A 16,439-nucleotide genomic window follows, 5' to 3' on the forward strand; every position below is an offset into this window, starting at 1 on the left:
ATCGTCCTCTCCGAGCCGGTGGCGGCAGGGGTGACTAGCGCTCGTCGATCTCCACGCGCGGCGCGGTGTCGTGCCAGACGCAGAAGACCGAGATCTCGCGGCTGTCCTTCGTGAAGGTCACCCGGATCCACGTCGGCTGCTTCCAGACCTGCATCTGCCAGCCGGAGGCCGGGGTCGCCGAGACCAGTTCGGCGGAGGAGGGGCCCATGTCGAAGGCCACGCGGCCGCCGTCGACCGAGTAGCTCCTCACGCTGCCGGTGGTGCCGCTGCTCGCCGAGGGCTTCGTCTCCGGCGTAGGGGACGGGGACGCGGGCGCGGACGGCTTGCGCGACGGGGGCTCGGGCTGATCCGCGCCGGCCGTCTCGTCGGCGCGTGGGGGAGCGGAGGACGCCGGAGTCTCCTTGGGGGGCGGGCGCCGTGTCGACGACGATTGCGGTTCGGCGCCGCCCGTGGGTGCCGTCGGGCGGTCGGCGGTGATCGGCAGGGCGCGCGGCGGGTCGTACGCCGTCCCGGCCATCACCGTGTGCACACCCCACCACGACAGAGTGACCGCCGCGCCGGTGGCGAGCGACCACGCCATGGCATGTACGAGTCCTCTACGCATCCGGGCCATAGTGCACCACCCGCCCGCGCCGTCCATACCGGTCCCCCTCGTTCCGCCGAACGGGGGAGGCATGGCGTACGGTGCGGGCCATGGCAAGTGTGCTCGTGGTCGAGGACGACCAGTTCGTGCGCTCCGCCCTCATCCGGCACCTGTCCGAGGCCTCCCACACCGTACGGAGCGTCGGTACGGCCCTGGAGGCGCTGCGCGAGGTGGCCCATCACCGCTTCGACGTGGTCATCCTGGACCTCGGACTGCCCGATCTGGACGGGTCCGAGGCGCTGAAGATGCTGCGCGGCATCACCGACGTACCGGTGATCATCGCGACCGCGCGGGACGACGAGGCCGAGATCGTACGGCTCCTCAACGACGGCGCCGACGACTACCTCACCAAGCCCTTCTCCGTGGAGCACCTCTCCGCGCGCATGGCCGCCGTGCTGCGCCGCTCGCGCGCCGCCGCCGGGGACGTGCCGCCGTCGCGGGTGATCCAGGTGGGCGGGCTGTCCATCGACCCGCTGCGGCGGCAGGCCGAACTGGACGGCGTACCGCTGGACCTGACCCGGCGGGAGTTCGACCTGCTCGCCTTCCTGGCCGGGCGGCCGGGCGTGGTCGTCCCGCGCAAGGAACTCCTCGCCGAGGTGTGGCAGCAGTCGTACGGCGACGACCAGACCATCGACGTGCACCTGTCCTGGCTCCGCCGAAAGCTGGGCGAGACGGCGGCCAGGCCGCGGTACCTGCACACGCTGCGGGGGGTGGGCGTGAAGCTGGAGCCGCCGCTGTGAGGTGGGCGCTCGTCAAGGTGGCGTTGGCGGTGACGGTGATGGTCGTGGTGGCCTTCGCCGTGCCCCTGGGGCTCGTCATCAAGGAGATGGCCCGGGACCGGGCCTTCACCAACGCCGAGCGGCAGGCCGCCGCCATCGGCCCCACCCTCTCCATCACCACCGACCGCGACCAGCTGGAGCGCGCCGTCGCCTCCACGCAGGCCGGGGCCGCCGGGCGCATGGCCGTCCACATCCCCGGGCCGGGGGAGGGCGGCGAGGCGGTGACCATCGGTACGGGGCGGGCCGCCGAGAAGGACCTCGCCACCGTGCAGCGGGTGCCGCGTGCCTCGACCACCGAGGTGCCCGGCGGTTTCGCGCTGCTCCAGCCGACCGCCATCAGCACCGGCCGGATCGCGATCGTCGAGGTGTACGTGCCCGAGGGCGAGGTCACCAACGGCATCGCGACCGCGTGGCTGGTCCTCGCCGGGGTCGGGGCCGCGCTGGTCGTCGGGTCCGTCGCGGTCGCCGACCGGCTCGGCGTGCGCATGGTGCAGCCCGCCCAGCGCCTCGCGCGGGCCGCGCACGAGCTCGGCGACGGCAAGCTGGGCGCCCGCGTCCCGGAGGAGGGGCCCACGGAGCTGAAGTCCGCCGCGGTCGCCTTCAACTCGATGGCCGACCAGGTCGTCCAGCTCCTCGCCAACGAGCGCGAGCTCGCCGCCGACCTCTCCCACCGGCTGCGCACCCCACTGACGGTGCTGCGGCTCAACGCCGCCTCGCTGGGCGACGGACCGGCCGCCGACCAGACGCGCGCGGCCGTCGAGCAACTGGAGCGGGAGGTCGACGTCATCATCCGTACGGCCAGGGAGGCCAAGCCCCAGACGCAGCCCACCGGTCCGGGTGCCGGCTGCGACGCCTCGGAGGTCGTCCGGGAGCGGATGGACTTCTGGTCCGCGCTCGCGGAGGACGAGGGGCGCAAGGTGCGGGTGGCGGGCGTCGACCGGCCCGTACGCATCCCGGTGGCCCGTCCCGAACTCGTCGCCGCGCTCGACGCGCTGCTCGGCAACGTCTTCCGCCACACCCCGGAGGGCACCGCCTTCTCGGTGGACCTCCACAACGGCGACGACGCCGTGATCATCCTCGTCTCGGACGCGGGGCCGGGCATCGCCGACCCGGAGGCGGCGCTGGCGCGCGGCAACAGCGGCGGGCGGGACGGCTCGACGGGGCTCGGGCTCGACATCGTGCGGCGGGTCGCCGAGTCGACCGGCGGCGACGTGCGGATCGGGCACTCGGTGCTGGGCGGCACGGAGGTCCGGATATGGATCGGGCTGGGCGGCAGGGGTGTTGACGCCCCGGCGCGGCGCGGGCACCGCGTCGTACGCCGCCGCCGCGCGGCCACGGGGCGTGCCCCTCGTTAGTCGGCCCCAGCCGCTCCCCCTGGGTCATCCGTCCACCTCGTCCAGGAACGACGTGATGAGCTTGCCCCACTGCTCCGGAGCCTCCGCGAACGGCAGGTGCCCGATGGGTAGTTCCTCCAGGCGCGCGCCGGGGATGCCGGCGGTGACGGCGCGGTGCAGGGCGGGCGGTACGAGCCGGTCCGCGGTCGTGGAGATCACCAGGGTCGGTACGGCTATGGCCGCCAGGTCCGCGCGCACGTCGGTGCGGGCCACCAGGTCGGCGTGGTCGCCCGTCCCGGGCGGAGCGGTCTCGCCCGTGGTGCGGACCGCGGCCTCCAGCTGCTCGGGCGGCAGCGCCTCCAGCAGCGCAGGGCTGAGCGCGAGCGGTACGAGGAAGCGGCCCATCAGCTCCCGCTGCCCGCTCGCGAACAGGTCGCGCCACACCTCGGCGGCGAGCCGTGTGCGGTGGTCGGGCCGGGCGAACGGGGAGGTCAGGACCAGGGCCGTGACCCGCTCGGGATACCGGGCGGCGACGCGCACGGCCACCGAACCGCCCAGCGAGTACCCGGAGACGGCGAACCGGTCCAGGCCCTCCGCGTCGGCCGCGGCGACCAACGCGTCGGCGAGGCCGTCCACTTCCAGGGGGTGCTCGGCGCGGGGCGTGTCGCCCGTACCCGGAAAGTCGACGCCCACGACGCGGCGTCCCTCGGCGAGGGCGTCGAGAACCGGCCCGTAGTTGGCCTCGATGCCGCCACCGGCGCCGTGGGCGAGGAGAAGGCCGGGACCGGAGGTGCCGCGGACGGTGCGGGCGAAGGCGGACATGAGGGGCTCCCCTTTTCTGTAGCGGTCGCTAGAAAATCTGGTGCAACCGTAGCACGTTCTCTAGCGACCGCTACAGAAATGTTCGCGCCGAGCGCCGCACACCGAGGGGTGTCAGAGCGCGTCGTCCGCCGGCAGTTCGCCCGATCGTGCGACCTCCGCGTACCAGTGCGCGCTCGACTTCGGCGTACGCGTCTGCGTCTCGTAGTCCACGTGCACCGCGCCGAACCGCTTGTCGTAGCCGTACGCCCACTCGAAGTTGTCCATCAGGGACCACAGGAAGTAGCCGCGTACGTCCGCGCCTTCGGCGATCGCGCGGTGGACCGCCTCCAGGTGGCCGTGGACGTAGGCGATGCGGGCCGGGTCGTGGACCGAGCCGTCGGCGGCGACCTCGTCCTCGTACGCCGCGCCGTTCTCCGTGATGAGCAGGGGCAGGCCCGGGTGGTCGCCCGCCAGGCGCATCAGCAGGTCGTACAGGCCCGTCGGGTCGACCGCCCAGCCCATCGCCGTCCGCTCGCCGGGTGGCTGGTGGAACGCGATGTCCTCCGCGCCCGGCCACGGCGAGTGGCTGCTGGCGCCGTGACCGTCGTCGCGCGGGGCGGTGTCCCCGTCGCGGATCTTCGACACCACGGTGGGCGTGTAGTAGTTGACGCCCAGGGAGTCGAGGCGCTGGTGGACGGCGTTGAGGTCGCCCGGCCGGACGAAGGACCAGTCGGTGAGCGCCGCCGTGTCCGCGAGCAGGTCCTCCGGGTACGCCCCGTCCAGCATCGGCCCGAGCCAGATGCGGTTGCCGACCGCGTCGATGCGGCGCACCGCGTCGATGTCCTCGGCCGCCGAGGTCAGCGGCCGCACCTCGTGCACGTTGAGCGAGACCGACACCTCGGCGTCGGCCGGCAGGGCGGCCCGCAGCGCCTGGACCGCGAGGCCGTGCCCGAGGTTGAGGTGGTGCGCGGCGCGCAGCGCGGCGACCGGGTCGGTACGGCCCGGGGCGTGGACTCCGGAGCCGTACCCGAGGAAGGCGCTGCACCAGGGCTCGTTGAGGGTGATCCAGCGGCCGACGCGGTCGCCGAGCGCGTCGGCGACGAGCGCGGCGTACTCGCCGAACCGCTCGGCGGTGGCCCGGTGCGGCCAGCCGCCCGCGTCCTCCAACTCCTGCGGCAGGTCCCAGTGGTAGAGCGTCAGGGTCGGGGAGATGCCGTGCGCGAGCAGCTCGTCGACGAGTTCGCGGTAGAAGTCGAGCCCCTTCTGGACGGCGGGGCCGCGACCGGTGGGCTGTACGCGCGACCAGGAGACCGAGAAGCGGTACGCGCTCAGGCCGAGCTCCGCCATGAGCCGTACGTCGCCGCGGAAGCGGTGGTAGTGGTCGGTCGCCACGTCGCCGGTGTGGCCCTGGAACACCTTGCCCGGGGTGCGGGAGAAGGTGTCCCAGATGGAGGGGGTGCGGCCGCCCTCGGCAGCCGCCCCTTCGATCTGGTACGCGGCGGTGGCGGCGCCCCAGAGGAAGCCGGGCGGGAACTGGCGGGTCGCGGTGAGCGGGCGGGCGTCGGATGCAGTCATATGGGAGCGCTCCCAATCGAGAGGGGATGGGGTGAGGACGAACGGTGGTGATGGGGCCGGCCGCCCGGTTTCAGGGCCGCGGGCCCGGCACGGCGCCGGCTCCGGCCCGGCCCCGGCCCGGAGGTGACGCCGCACCCCCGGCCCGGGCCCTACGGCGGCGGGGCCGCCTCAGCTCTTGACCGCGCCCGACGTGATGCCGCCCACGATGTGCTTGCCCAGCAGGGCGAAGACCAGCAGCAGCGGCACGGTGGAGATCAGGGCGCCGGTCAGCACGATCGCCTGGTTGATGGTGTGGTTGCCCGAGCCCAGGCCGGCCAGCGCCACCTGGAGGGTCGGGTTGCCGTCCGGGGTGAGGGCGATGAACGGCCAGAAGAAGTCGTTCCACGCCTGGACGAAGACGAGCATGCCCAGCACCGCCATCGCCGGGCGCGCGACCGGGAAGACCACGTGCCAGATGATCCGCAGGCTGTGCGCGCCGTCCACCCGGGCCGCCTCGACCAGCTCCACGGGCAGCGCCTCCAGCAGGTACTGCCGCATGAAGAACACCCCGAACGCCGCAACCAGCGACGGCAGGACGACGGACTGGAGCTGGTCCACCCACCCCAGGTCGGTGATGATCCGGTACAGCGGGATCACGCTGAGCTGCGGCGGGATGGTCATGGTCGCCACCACCAGCGCGAGCAGCGCGTTGCGGCCGCGGAAGGGCAGTTTGGCGAAGGCGAACCCGGCGAGGGTGGAGAAGACGACGGTGGACGCCGCCACCAGACCGGCCACCACCGTGGTGTTGACCAGCGCCTCGCCCATGTCGACCTGGTTCCAGGCGAAGGTGAGGTTGTCGAGGAGGTGCGGGCCAGGCAGCAGCGGGGCCGGGGCCTCGACCACGCGCTCGCCCGTGTGCGAGGCCGCCACCAGGTTCCAGTACAGCGGGAAGAGCGAGAAGAGCGCGGCCACGCCGAGCAGGACGTACGTCAGCGGGCCCGCGTGGTGCTGGCGCCCCGCCGCCGGCCGCGCCGGCCGGAGCCGCCGCAGCGGATTCAGCGGCTTCGGCGCTGTTCCGACGCTCATGACGCCACCTCCTTGGTCCCTTGCTTCCGGTTGTCCCGGTTCAGGCGGGCGACGAGCAGCCGGACCGCCCCGATCAGCAGCAGGAGCAGCAGCATCACCCAGGCGATGGCGGACGCCTGGCCGAGGGCGCCGGTGACCCAGCCCTTCTCGTACATCAGCAGGCTCAGCGTCTGGAACTGACCGCCGCTGCCGCCGCTCACCCCGAGGCTTCCGCCGAACAGCATCGGCTCACCGAACAGCTGCGTGGCGCCGATCGTCGAGACCACGATCGTGAACAGGATGGTGGGACGGATCGACGGAATGGTCACGCTGATGAACTGGCGCCAGCGCGAGGCCCCGTCCAGGGCGGCCGCCTCGTACAGGTCCTGCGGGACGGCCTGCATCGCGGCGAGGTAGATCAGCGCGTTGTATCCGGTCCAGCGCCAGATGACGATGACGGAGATCGCGATCTGGGCGGGCCACTTGGACGACTCCCAGTCGACCGGGTCGAAGCCGACCCACCCCAGAACGGTGTTGATGAGGCCGTAGTCGCTGTTGAACAGCTGGGCGAAGACGAGCGTCGCGGCGGCGATCGAGGTGGCGTACGGGGCGAGGACCGCGACCCGGAAGAAACCGCGGCCGCGCAGCTTGTAGTTGAGCAGGTGCGCGAGGCCCAGCGCCATCAGCAGCTGCGGAACGGTCGAGATGACGCCGATGGTGAAGGTGTTGGCGAGTGCCCGCCAGAAGAACTCGCTGTCCCACAGGCCCGTGTAATTGTCGAAGCCGCGCCACTCCGCCTCACCGCCGAGCTCCACGCGGTGCAGCGACAGCCAGCCCGTGTAGATCAGCGGGAAGAGCCCGAAGGCCGCGAAGCAGAGGAAGAACGGCGAGACGAAGGCGTACGGGGTCGCCTTGAGGTCCCAGCGGTAGAGGCGGCTGCGCCAGCCGCTGCCGGCACGTACGGCACGGGGCGGCGGCGAGGGCGTGGGCGGCGGCGGCGCGGTGCCGCCATCGGCCGCCGCACGGACGGAGGTGGCCACGAGGGGCATTCCTTCCAGGTCGGTACGGGGCGGGGTGGCCGCCCGGCGGGGGAGCGCCGGGCGGCCTGGGGCGTGTCGTCGACGTCCCTGCCCAGCTCCCGCTGGGAGGTGCCCCCAGGCCGGCGGGCGGACGACGCTCCTGTGACGACACTTCCCGGGGCGCCCCGCTACTGATCGATCTTGTCGTCGATCAGCTTCTTGACGTTCTCCCAGGCGGCATCGGGCGCGGTGCCGCGCTGCTCGATGTCGAGGATGCCGTTGTCGGTGATGAAGGTCTTCACCTGGCCGTCGTAGCGGCTGACCGGCGCGGGCGTGATGCCGGCCGCGGCCTCGGAGTAGATCTTGCCGACCGGGGTGTCGCCGAAGTACGGGATCTTGGCGTTCTGTACGGCGGCGGAGGCGAGCGTGTCCTTGGTGGAGGGGATGTTGCCGTTGACCCCGAACACCTTGGCGTGCTGCTCCGGCGCGGTCAGCCAGGCGGCGAGCTTGGCGGCCTCCTCCGCGTGCTTGCCGGACTTCGGTACGGCGAGGAAGGAGCCACCCCAGTTGCCCGCGACCGGCGGTGCGGCGATGTCCCACTTGCCCTGGTTGGCCGGTCCGGCCTGGTCCTTGATGATGCCGGTCATCCAGCTCGGGCAGGCGACGGTGGCGAACTTGGAGTTCTTGAAGCCGGCGTTCCAGGTGCCCTTCTCGTCGAACTGCCGCAGCTTGGCGGTGATGCCGCTCTCGGCGGCCTCGACGGCGAGGTCCCAGGCCTTCTTCACACCGGGGCTGTTGTCGTAGTCCAGCTCGCCCTTCTCGTCGGCGTACTGGAGGGGCTGGCTGGAGAGCACGGCGTTGAACAGGCCGCTCGCGGAGTCGTGGAAGGCGGTCCCGGCGGGGGCGTTCTGCTGGTACATCTTGCCCGTGGCGACGAACTTCGCCCAGTCGCCGGCCCAGAGCTGCGCGACCTGGGTGCGGTCGGTGGGCAGCTTGGCCTTGGCGAAGAGGTCCTTGTTGTAGCAGATGGCCATCGGGCCGATGTCGGTGCCGAGGCCGATGACCTTGCCGTCGGCGGTCGTGGCCTGCTTGACCTTCCAGTCGAGGAAGGCGGAGGTGTCGGCGCCGCCGGTCTTGGAGAGGTCCACCCACTTGTTCGCCATGGTGGGGCCGATGGCCTCGGCGATATAGCCGACCTCGATGGCCTGGATGTCGGCGAGGCCGCTGTTGCGGGAGAGGCGGAGCTTCAGCGTGTCCCAGTACTTCTGGCCGTCCGCGACGTTCGATTCCTCGATCTTGATGTTCGGGTGGAGCTTCTCGTACTCGGCGTAGAGCTTGGCCCCGTTCTTGTCGTCGTAGCCGAAGGAACCGAAGGTTCCGATGCGCAGGGTGATCTTCTCGTCGCCGGCGGCCTGGCCGGAGCCGCCGCCGTCGTCGCTGCAGCCGGTGAGCAGGACCGCGAAGGCCGCGAGTGCGGCGGCCGCGGCGTACCCGGGGCGGCGGCCGGGCGCTCCGGCGCGCGTTCTGCCGCCGGGGGTGCGGCGGGACGTGCCGCGGGACGTGCTGGAAGGGCGCATTCCACTCTCCTCGTCGTCTGTGGGAGCGCTCCCACGATGTGGCTTGCGGGGGTGAGTGTCAAGGGATGGGGGCGAATTGAGACGGCTCCGTGCGCGGAGGGGCGGCCACCGGTTTCCTATGTGCCGACGGGTCGGCCCGCCCGGACGCCCGCAGGTCCGTGGCTTGTCGGCGGGCTGCCGCCCGGCCCCGAGTGCCGTGGCGTGGGGCCGCGGTGACGGGGGCGGTGTGTTTGTGGCAATGCTGCAACATTCATCACCACCCCACATATCGGCAGATCATGCGAAGATCCCGTCGCCCGGCCCGCGCGGGACCGGGTGACAAGGGGAAGACTTAGTGAAGCGATCGACGTTCAGATCCGCCCTGGGGGCCGTATTGGCAGTCGCCGCATCGGCCGTCCTGCTGCCCACCGCTTTCGCCGGAACCGACTCGGAGACCGAGGCGGCCGCGAAGCCGACGGTGGACAGTGCGACGACGGCGTCCTTCGGGCGCCTGGCCGACGCCGTGCTGACGCAGCGCACGGCGGCCCTTCTGGACAGCGGCAAGGCGCGGCGTTCCACGCCGACGACGGACAAGCGGGCCGGCCTGTCCGCCGGTTGGGTGCGGTCGGAGAAGGAGGCCGTGTCCTCACTGCGGTCCCGCAAGGGCCGGCTCGCCGCGCTGGGCGAGGTGTACACGTCCGCCAGCACCGACGTGCGCGTGGACAAGGCGCGCGTCAAGGGCGACCGTGCGACGGTCCGGGTCACCGAGACCACGACCCTGACGTACAAGAAGATCCGCGGTGACGAGCCGACGACCACCGGATTCGAGGCCCACCACGAGCTGAACTTCGCCTTCACGCGGGGCGGCACGTGGGAACTGACGGGCATGAGGTCCACGGACGAGGGGCCCGTGGCCGTCAACGAGCCCTTCACGGCCCGGGCGGCGGTGGACGCGGCGGAGGAGGGCGTACCGACGGCGACGCCCGCCGCCACGCGGCGGCCCTCGCGGCAGACGCAGAAGCCGCCGGGCACCGCCGGGTACGACTACGCGGCCATGGCGGCGTACGCCGAGAAGTACTGGAGCAACTACAACCCCGCCTACCCGGCGTACGACAGCGCCGGCGGCGACTGCACCAACTTCGTCAGCCAGGCCCTGAAGGCGGGCGGCTGGAAGCACGACCCGGGTCTCTACTCGGACTACCGCAACTGGTGGTACGACCCCACCCTCGGCGCCTCGCTGTCCTTCGTGGGCGCCAACGAGTGGTCGTGGTTCGCGCTGCACAGCAAGCGGACGACCAACCTGGGCAACGTCTACGACATGGGCATAGGCGACGTGCTCCAGGTGGACTTCGACCGGGACGGGTCGAAGGACCACACCATGATGACCACGTACCGGAGCCGTTACGGGACGCCGTACCTGACGTACCACTCGACCAACACGTACCGGAAGTCGGTGGCGAGCCTCGTCGCCTCCTACCCGGACGCGCTCTACTACGCCTACCGCACCTGACGGCTGCCGGACGTGATGCCTCCGTCCCGGCCTCGGTGGAGGCCGGGGCGGGGGCGTGGCTGGCGTCACGGCCGTCTCTTGGCTTACGGTGGGAGCGCTCCCAAGATCGTAAGGGTGAAACCGGTACTCCCCCTTCGGGCCGTACAGGGGGCACCCTCTAGGTTGACTGGGTCACAACCTCAGGTGAGGCAGAAACGTTCGATGGGAGGCCGATGGCGGTGAGCGGACGGCAGACCGGCAGGCCCACGCTGGAGGAGGTCGCGGCCCGAGCGGGTGTCGGGCGCGGCACCGTGTCGCGGGTGATCAACGGCTCGCCGCGGGTGAGCGACCGCGCGAAGGAGGCGGTCGGCCAGGCCATCGCCGAGCTCGGGTACGTCCCCAACCGCGCGGCCCGCGCGCTCGCGGGCGCCCGCACGGACGCCATCGCCCTCGTGATCCCGGAGACCGAGGCACGGCTCTTCGCCGAGCCGTACTTCCTCGACATCATCCGCGGCGTCAGCGCGGAGCTGGCGGACGCGGACATGCAGCTGCTGCTCACGCTGATCCGCTCCAGCAAGGAGCGGCAGCGCTTCGAGCAGTACCTCGCCGCGCAGCGCGTGGACGGCGTCCTGCTGGTCTCGGTCCACGGTGACGACCCGCTGCCGGACCTGGTCCAGGAGCTCGGGCTGCCCGCCGTGCTCAACGGCCGCCGCTCCGAGGCGGAGCCGGGCGCGTACGTCGACTCCGACAACGTCGGCGCCGGCCGCTCGGCGGTCGACCACCTCGCCGCGCGGGGCCGCCGCCGGATCGCCACCATCACGGGCCCGCTCGACATGTACGTGGCGCAGTGCCGCCTCGACGGCTACCGCCAGGGCATCGAGGCGGCGGGCCTCCCGGCGGACGACCGGCTCGTGGCCGCGGGCGACTTCACCGAGGAGGGCGGCCGCCGGGCCATGCGCGAGCTGCTGGAACGCTGCCCGGACCTCGACGGCGTCTTCGCCGCGTCGGACGTCATGGCGGCGGGCGCGCGCGGTGTCCTGCGGGACGCGGGCCGCCGCGTGCCGGACGACGTGGCGCTCATCGGCGTCGACGACTCGGCGGTGGCGCGCCTGATGGACCCGGCGCTCACGAGCGTGCGCCAGCCGATCGAGGAGATGGGCCGCCGGATGGCCCGCATCCTCCTCCAGGAGGTCACGGGCACGGCCGCGCAACCGCGTCAGGTGGTGCTGCCGACGGAGCTGGTGGTGCGGGAGTCGACGTAAGCCCGCGTCACCGACGGTGTGCGGCGGACGGGTTACTCCGAGTAGGGCGCAGGCCGGGCACGACTACGACGAACCCTGGGCGGCCGACAACGACCCCGCGTGGGGCAGGACCGAGACGGCGACGGACGCCGAGCGCCGCATCGCGACCGCGGGCGTGAGGTGCAAAAGGGCCGCCGACGTTCTCGCCAAGGGCTGATCACCTGACGGTAACCCGCCGGGTGTGATCGTCACGCGATACATTCCGCCCACAATCGTTCGGAGTTGATCGTCCGTGGGGGGCATGCGTGCGTGCGCTACTGGTGGCCAAGGGGGCCGCCGTCGTCGGTGCGGGGGGCCTCATCGGCTCCTCGGTGATGTTCGTCATCGGTGCCAGGCAGATGGCCAAGCGGGGCGGGGACTGCACGACGGGCTGTCTGCCCGGCTACGACACGGTGGAGAGCTGGTCCGTCGGCCTGGGCGTCGTCGGGTTCATCGCCGCCCTCGTCGGCATGGTCGTCGCCTCGGTGGCGGAGCCCGGGTTCCGGGCGCGCTGGCTGCCCGTCTTCCTGGTGGCCGGGATCCTGGTCGCGCTGTGGCCCGCCCGGGCCGTGCAGCAGGGGCTGGCCGGGCCGTCGTACGCCGTCGGCTGGCGCGCCGACGAGGACCGGCCCGACACGACCGAGGGGCTCGGGAACTGGCAGGCCGACGGCACCGTCGTACGTGCCCGGGCCGACGGCCTCACCGGCTTCGGCACCCGGGACGGCGCCCTGCGCTGGACGTACACGGCGCCCACGCGCCACCAGGTCTGCGCCATGAGCACCCGAACCGTCGGCGGTGTCGGGCTCCTCGGCCTGGGGCGCCACGACAAGCCGTGCGCCACGGTCGTGGCCGTACGCCTCGACACCGGCAAGGAGGCGTGGCGCGCCGCGATCCGGGCCGACGCGTACGCCTTCGCCCGCACGGGCCGCATCGCCCTCGCCGACACCTCCGCCGTCGTCGTCGAGGAGGACGCGGTACGCGGCCTGGCGGCCGACAGCGGGGCGCAGCGCTGGAAGCGGAAGGTCGCCGAGGACTGCGAGGCCCTCGCGGTCGACGCCTCGGCGCGCCGGGCGCTGCTGGTCGAGGAGTGCCGGCCCGAGATCCTGCGGGACGAGGCCACGCACCGGCTCATCGCCCTCGACGCCGCGACCGGCAAGGAGCTGTGGGCGGCGAAGCTCCCCACCGAGACGCGCCTGCAGGCGATGCGGATCCTCTCCACCGAGCCCGCGGTCGTCGAGCTCGACGAGATCGACCCGCGCGGCACCAAGGCCGTCCTCGCCTTCGACGCCGCGGGCCGCGCCGGGGCGAGCATCCCGCTGGAGGGCCCCCTCGGCACCCTGCCCTCGACGGCCGAGGCGGGTATCCGCCCGGAACCGGTGCTCTTCACCGCGGACACCCTGATCACGCCGGTGAGCGTGCCGGGCGAGTCGTCGGCGTACTGGGTGGCGGCGTTCCGGCTGCGCGACGGCGAACGTCTGTGGATGCGGCGCGTCCACCTGGCCGTGGACGGCGTGGTGCTGCGTCCCGACGGGCGGCTGGCGGTGCTCGCGAGCGACTCCGACGACGCCAAGGTGTGGGTCAAGGACCCGCGCACCGGCGCCGACGTCCACGCGCCGCTGCCCGTGACCGGCAAGATGCTGCCGCTGAGCACGGACATGGAGCTGCTGGCGGTGCCCGGCGGGTACGCCGTGGCCAACAGGGTGAGCCTGTACGGCAGTCCGCCGTACTTCCAGATCCGCTGACGGAGGGAGGGGGCGCCGCACCCGGCGGAGCTCCCCGCCCGCCGCCGCCCGGCAACCGGCCCGCCCCTGTCGAATTTCTTCGACTCTCCCCGCACCTTGACCCCTCCCGCCGCCCTCCCCATAGTGGGAGCGCTCCCACCTGTTCACCGCTTGTGCTCATCCCCGACCCCTCCCCGAGCCGCGAGGAGAAGCCAGCACATGTCACCGGGAACCAGAACCAGGATCAGAGGCAGGACGAAGCCCCGCCTGGCCGCCGCCCTCGCCGCCGCGCTCGCGCTGCCGCTGGGCATGACCGCCGTCGGCGCGCCCAGCCCCGCCGAGGCGGCCCAGGCCGCCGCCGTCCAGTGCACCGTCGACTACAAGGTCGCCAACGACTGGGGCTCCGGCTTCACCGCCGAGGTCACGCTCACCAACCGGGGCACCGCGCCCCTCACCGGATGGACCGTCACCTACGACCAGGCCGGCGACCAGAAGCTCACCAACGGCTGGAACGGCGTCTGGTCGCAGTCCGGCAAGACCGTCACCATCCGCAACTCCGACTGGAACAGGACCGTCGCCGCGGGCGCGGCCGTCACCGCCGGCGGGCAGTTCACCTACACCGGCGCCAACACCGCCCCCGCCGCCTTCGCCGTCAACGGCGAGCCCTGCGCCGGGGCGCACAAGCCGCCCGTCGCCGTGCTGACCAGCCCGGCCCCGGGCGCGGTCTTCACGGCGGGCGACCCCGTCCCGATGGCCGCCACCGCCGCGGCCGCCGACGGGGCGACCGTCACCAAGGTGGAGTTCTACCGCGACACCACCCTCCTCGGTACGGACACCACCGCGCCGTTCACCCACAGCGCGACAGGCCTCGCCGCCGGCTCCCACTCGCTCTACGCCAAGGCGTACGACAACCAGGGCGCCTCCGCCGAGTCCGCGCCCGTCGGCATCACCGTCGCCGCCGGTGCCGCGCTCGTGGCGAGCCCCGCCCAGCTCGGCGTACGCCAGGGCACCAGCGGCACGTTCGACCTGAAGCTCTCCACCCAGCCGTCCGCGAACGTCACGGTGACCGTCGCCCGCACCTCGGGCAACACGGGCCTCACCGCTGCGCCCGCGACCCTCACCTTCACCCCGGCGAACTGGAACACCGCCCAGAAGGTGACCGTCACCGCCGCGTCCACCGGCACCGGCTCGGCCGTCTTCACGGCCACCGCCCCCGGCCACACCAAGGCCGAGGTCACCGCCACGCAGCTGGCCGCCGACTCGACGTACGACGCCCGCTTCCTCGACCTGCACGCCCGGATCACCAACCCGGCCAACGGCTACTTCTCGCCGGAGGGCATCCCGTACCACTCGGTCGAGACGCTCATCGTCGAGGCGCCGGACCACGGCCACGAGACGACGTCGGAGGCGTACAGCTACCTGATCTGGCTCCAGGCCATGTACGGGAAGATCACCGGCGACTGGACCAAGTTCAACAGCGCGTGGGACACCATGGAGAAGTTCATGATCCCCACCCGCGCCGACCAGCCGACGAACTCCTTCTACAACGCCTCCAAGCCGGCCACGTACGCCCCCGAGCACGACTCGCCGACCCAGTACCCGTCCCGGCTCGACTCCGGCGTGTCCACCGGCGCCGACCCCATCGCGAGCGAGCTGAAGAGCGCGTACGGCACGGACGAGATCTACGGCATGCACTGGATCCAGGACGTCGACAACGTCTACGGCTTCGGCAACGAGCCGGGCAAGTGCTCCGCCGGGCCGACGGCCACCGGCCCGTCGTACATCAACACCTTCCAGCGCGGCCCCCAGGAGTCCGTCTGGGAGACCGTCACCCACCCCACCTGCGACAACTTCACCTACGGCGGACGCAACGGCTTCCTCGACCTGTTCACCGGGGACGCCTCCTACGCCAAGCAGTGGAAGTTCACCAACGCCCCCGACGCCGACGCCCGCGCCGTCCAGGCCGCCTACTGGGCCGACATCTGGGCCAAGCAGCAGGGCAAGGGCGCGCAGGTCACGGCGACCGTCGCCAAGGCCGCCAAGATGGGCGACTACCTGCGGTACGCGCTGTTCGACAAGTACTTCAAGAAGTCGGGCAACTGCGTCGGTCCCACCGCCTGCCCCGCCGGCACCGGCAAGAACAGCGCGCACTACCTGCTGAGCTGGTACTACGCCTGGGGCGGTGCCACCGACACCAGCGCCGGCTGGGCCTGGCGCATCGGCTCCAGCCACGCCCACGGCGGCTACCAGAACCCGCTCGCGGCGTACGCGCTCAGCGAGTACGCGCCGCTGAAGCCCAAGTCGGCCACCGGCGTGCAGGACTGGGCCACCAGCCTCGACCGGCAGGTCGAGTTCTACAAGTGGCTCCAGTCCTCCGAGGGCGCCATCGCGGGCGGCGCCACCAACAGCTGGCAGGGCCGCTACGCCACCCCGCCGGCCGGCACCTCCACCTTCTACGGCCTCTACTACGACGAGAAGCCCGTCTACCACGACCCGCCGTCCAACCAGTGGTTCGGCTTCCAGGCGTGGTCCATGGAGCGGGTCGCCGAGTACTACCACCAGAGCGGTGACGCCCTCGCCAAGAGCGTCCTCGACAAGTGGGTCGACTGGGCCATCTCCAAGACCACCATCAACCCCGACGGCACCTTCCGCATCCCGTCCACCCTCCAGTGGTCCGGCCAGCCCGACACCTGGAACCCGTCCGCGCCCGGCGCGAACACCGGGCTGCACGTCACCGTCGCCGACTACACCAACGACGTCGGCGTGGCCGCCGCGTACGCCAAGACCCTGACGTACTACGCCGCCAAGTCCGGCGACGCCGACGCCAAGCGGGTCGCCAAGGCGCTCCTCGACGGCATGTGGGACCACCACCAGGACCCGTTGGGCATCGCCGTCCCGGAGACCCGCGCCGACTACAACCGCTTCGACGACCCGGTCCACGTGCCGAGCACCTGGACCGGCGTGATGCCGAACGGCGACCCGGTCAACTCGTCCTCCACCTTCGCCTCGATCCGCTCCTTCTACGAGGACGACCCGGCCTGGTCGAAGGTCGAGGCCTATCTGAAGGGCGGCGCCGCGCCGGTCTTCACGTACCACCGCTTCTGGGCCCAGGCGGACATCGCCCTGGCCATGGGTTCGTACGCGGAGCTCCTCGAATAGCCCCGCGTGGCTCCGCGTACGTACGCACTACCGGGCCGG

General features: G+C 72.2%; 12 protein-coding genes. 6 read left to right on the forward strand and 6 right to left on the reverse strand.

Going from position 1 to position 16,439, the window contains the following annotated elements; translation table 11 throughout:
* Positions 1–34 precede the first annotated feature (34 nt).
* The gene (locus ACIRNI_RS13220; RefSeq protein WP_403551071.1) at positions 35–613 is read right to left on the reverse strand and encodes a hypothetical protein; all 579 of its coding nucleotides are present in this window, start codon (positions 611–613) and stop codon (positions 35–37) included.
* A gap of 80 nt (positions 614–693) precedes the next feature.
* On the opposite strand from ACIRNI_RS13220, the gene ACIRNI_RS13225 reads away from it, so the two are divergent.
* Positions 694–1,383, forward strand: coding sequence for a response regulator transcription factor (locus ACIRNI_RS13225; protein WP_355353605.1), 690 nt, complete (start codon positions 694–696; stop codon positions 1,381–1,383).
* Positions 1,380–2,777, forward strand: coding sequence for a sensor histidine kinase (locus ACIRNI_RS13230; protein WP_403551073.1), 1,398 nt, complete (start codon positions 1,380–1,382; stop codon positions 2,775–2,777). The genes ACIRNI_RS13225 and ACIRNI_RS13230 overlap by 4 nt, the downstream gene beginning before the upstream one ends.
* A 24-nt stretch (positions 2,778–2,801) precedes the next feature.
* Here the strand turns inward: ACIRNI_RS13230 and ACIRNI_RS13235 are convergent, their stop codons facing one another.
* The 5 genes from ACIRNI_RS13235 to ACIRNI_RS13255 all read right to left on the reverse strand — a co-directional run bounded on the left by ACIRNI_RS13235 (position 2,802) and on the right by ACIRNI_RS13255 (position 8,772).
* The gene (locus ACIRNI_RS13235) at positions 2,802–3,578 is read right to left on the reverse strand and encodes an alpha/beta fold hydrolase (protein ID WP_403551075.1); all 777 of its coding nucleotides are present in this window, start codon (positions 3,576–3,578) and stop codon (positions 2,802–2,804) included.
* A gap of 111 nt (positions 3,579–3,689) precedes the next feature.
* Positions 3,690–5,132, reverse strand: coding sequence for a GH1 family beta-glucosidase (locus ACIRNI_RS13240; RefSeq protein WP_403551077.1), 1,443 nt, complete (start codon positions 5,130–5,132; stop codon positions 3,690–3,692).
* A 168-nt stretch (positions 5,133–5,300) separates the two neighbouring features.
* Positions 5,301–6,197: a carbohydrate ABC transporter permease gene (locus ACIRNI_RS13245; RefSeq protein ID WP_403551079.1), complete on the reverse strand. Its 897-nt coding sequence runs from the start codon at positions 6,195–6,197 to the stop codon at positions 5,301–5,303.
* Positions 6,194–7,216 (reverse strand): carbohydrate ABC transporter permease, encoded by a 1,023-nt coding sequence (locus tag ACIRNI_RS13250; RefSeq protein ID WP_403551081.1) that lies wholly within the window; start codon positions 7,214–7,216, stop codon positions 6,194–6,196. The genes ACIRNI_RS13245 and ACIRNI_RS13250 overlap by 4 nt, the downstream gene beginning before the upstream one ends.
* A gap of 167 nt (positions 7,217–7,383) precedes the next feature.
* The gene (locus tag ACIRNI_RS13255) at positions 7,384–8,772 is read right to left on the reverse strand and encodes an ABC transporter substrate-binding protein (RefSeq protein ID WP_403551083.1); all 1,389 of its coding nucleotides are present in this window, start codon (positions 8,770–8,772) and stop codon (positions 7,384–7,386) included.
* A 373-nt stretch (positions 8,773–9,145) separates the two neighbouring features.
* Here ACIRNI_RS13255 and ACIRNI_RS13260 point away from each other — a divergent pair, with 373 nt between their 5' ends.
* From ACIRNI_RS13260 to ACIRNI_RS13275, 4 genes are all read left to right on the forward strand, one after another.
* Entirely contained in the window at positions 9,146–10,261 is a 1,116-nt protein-coding gene (locus tag ACIRNI_RS13260) for an amidase domain-containing protein (RefSeq protein ID WP_403551085.1), read from the forward strand.
* A gap of 212 nt (positions 10,262–10,473) precedes the next feature.
* A complete protein-coding gene (locus ACIRNI_RS13265; RefSeq protein WP_355353629.1) occupies positions 10,474–11,502 on the forward strand; it encodes a LacI family DNA-binding transcriptional regulator in 1,029 nt (342 codons plus the stop codon).
* A gap of 284 nt (positions 11,503–11,786) precedes the next feature.
* Entirely contained in the window at positions 11,787–13,262 is a 1,476-nt protein-coding gene (locus ACIRNI_RS13270; protein ID WP_403551088.1) for a PQQ-binding-like beta-propeller repeat protein, read from the forward strand.
* Positions 13,263–13,460: 198 nt separating this feature from the next.
* Positions 13,461–16,400, forward strand: coding sequence for a glycoside hydrolase family 48 protein (locus ACIRNI_RS13275; RefSeq protein ID WP_403551089.1), 2,940 nt, complete (start codon positions 13,461–13,463; stop codon positions 16,398–16,400).
* Positions 16,401–16,439 lie beyond the last annotated feature (39 nt).

It is taken from the genome of Streptomyces sp. NPDC093546, assembly GCF_044765045.1.
GTDB lineage: Bacteria > Actinomycetota > Actinomycetes > Streptomycetales > Streptomycetaceae > Streptomyces.

Bases quoted from the DNA above. Each gene is read 5' to 3' on its own strand.
- ACIRNI_RS13220 (WP_403551071.1), bottom strand. From the start codon at position 613: ATGGCCCGGATGCGTAGAGGACTCGTACATGCCATGGCGTGGTCGCTC.
- ACIRNI_RS13225 (WP_355353605.1), top strand. From the start codon at position 694: ATGGCAAGTGTGCTCGTGGTCGAGGACGACCAGTTCGTGCGCTCCGCC.
- ACIRNI_RS13235 (WP_403551075.1), bottom strand. From the start codon at position 3,578: ATGTCCGCCTTCGCCCGCACCGTCCGCGGCACCTCCGGTCCCGGCCTT.
- ACIRNI_RS13240 (WP_403551077.1), bottom strand. From the start codon at position 5,132: ATGACTGCATCCGACGCCCGCCCGCTCACCGCGACCCGCCAGTTCCCG.
- ACIRNI_RS13245 (WP_403551079.1), bottom strand. From the start codon at position 6,197: ATGAGCGTCGGAACAGCGCCGAAGCCGCTGAATCCGCTGCGGCGGCTC.
- ACIRNI_RS13255 (WP_403551083.1), bottom strand. From the start codon at position 8,772: ATGCGCCCTTCCAGCACGTCCCGCGGCACGTCCCGCCGCACCCCCGGC.
- ACIRNI_RS13265 (WP_355353629.1), top strand. From the start codon at position 10,474: ATGGCGGTGAGCGGACGGCAGACCGGCAGGCCCACGCTGGAGGAGGTC.
- ACIRNI_RS13275 (WP_403551089.1), top strand. From the start codon at position 13,461: ATGTCACCGGGAACCAGAACCAGGATCAGAGGCAGGACGAAGCCCCGC.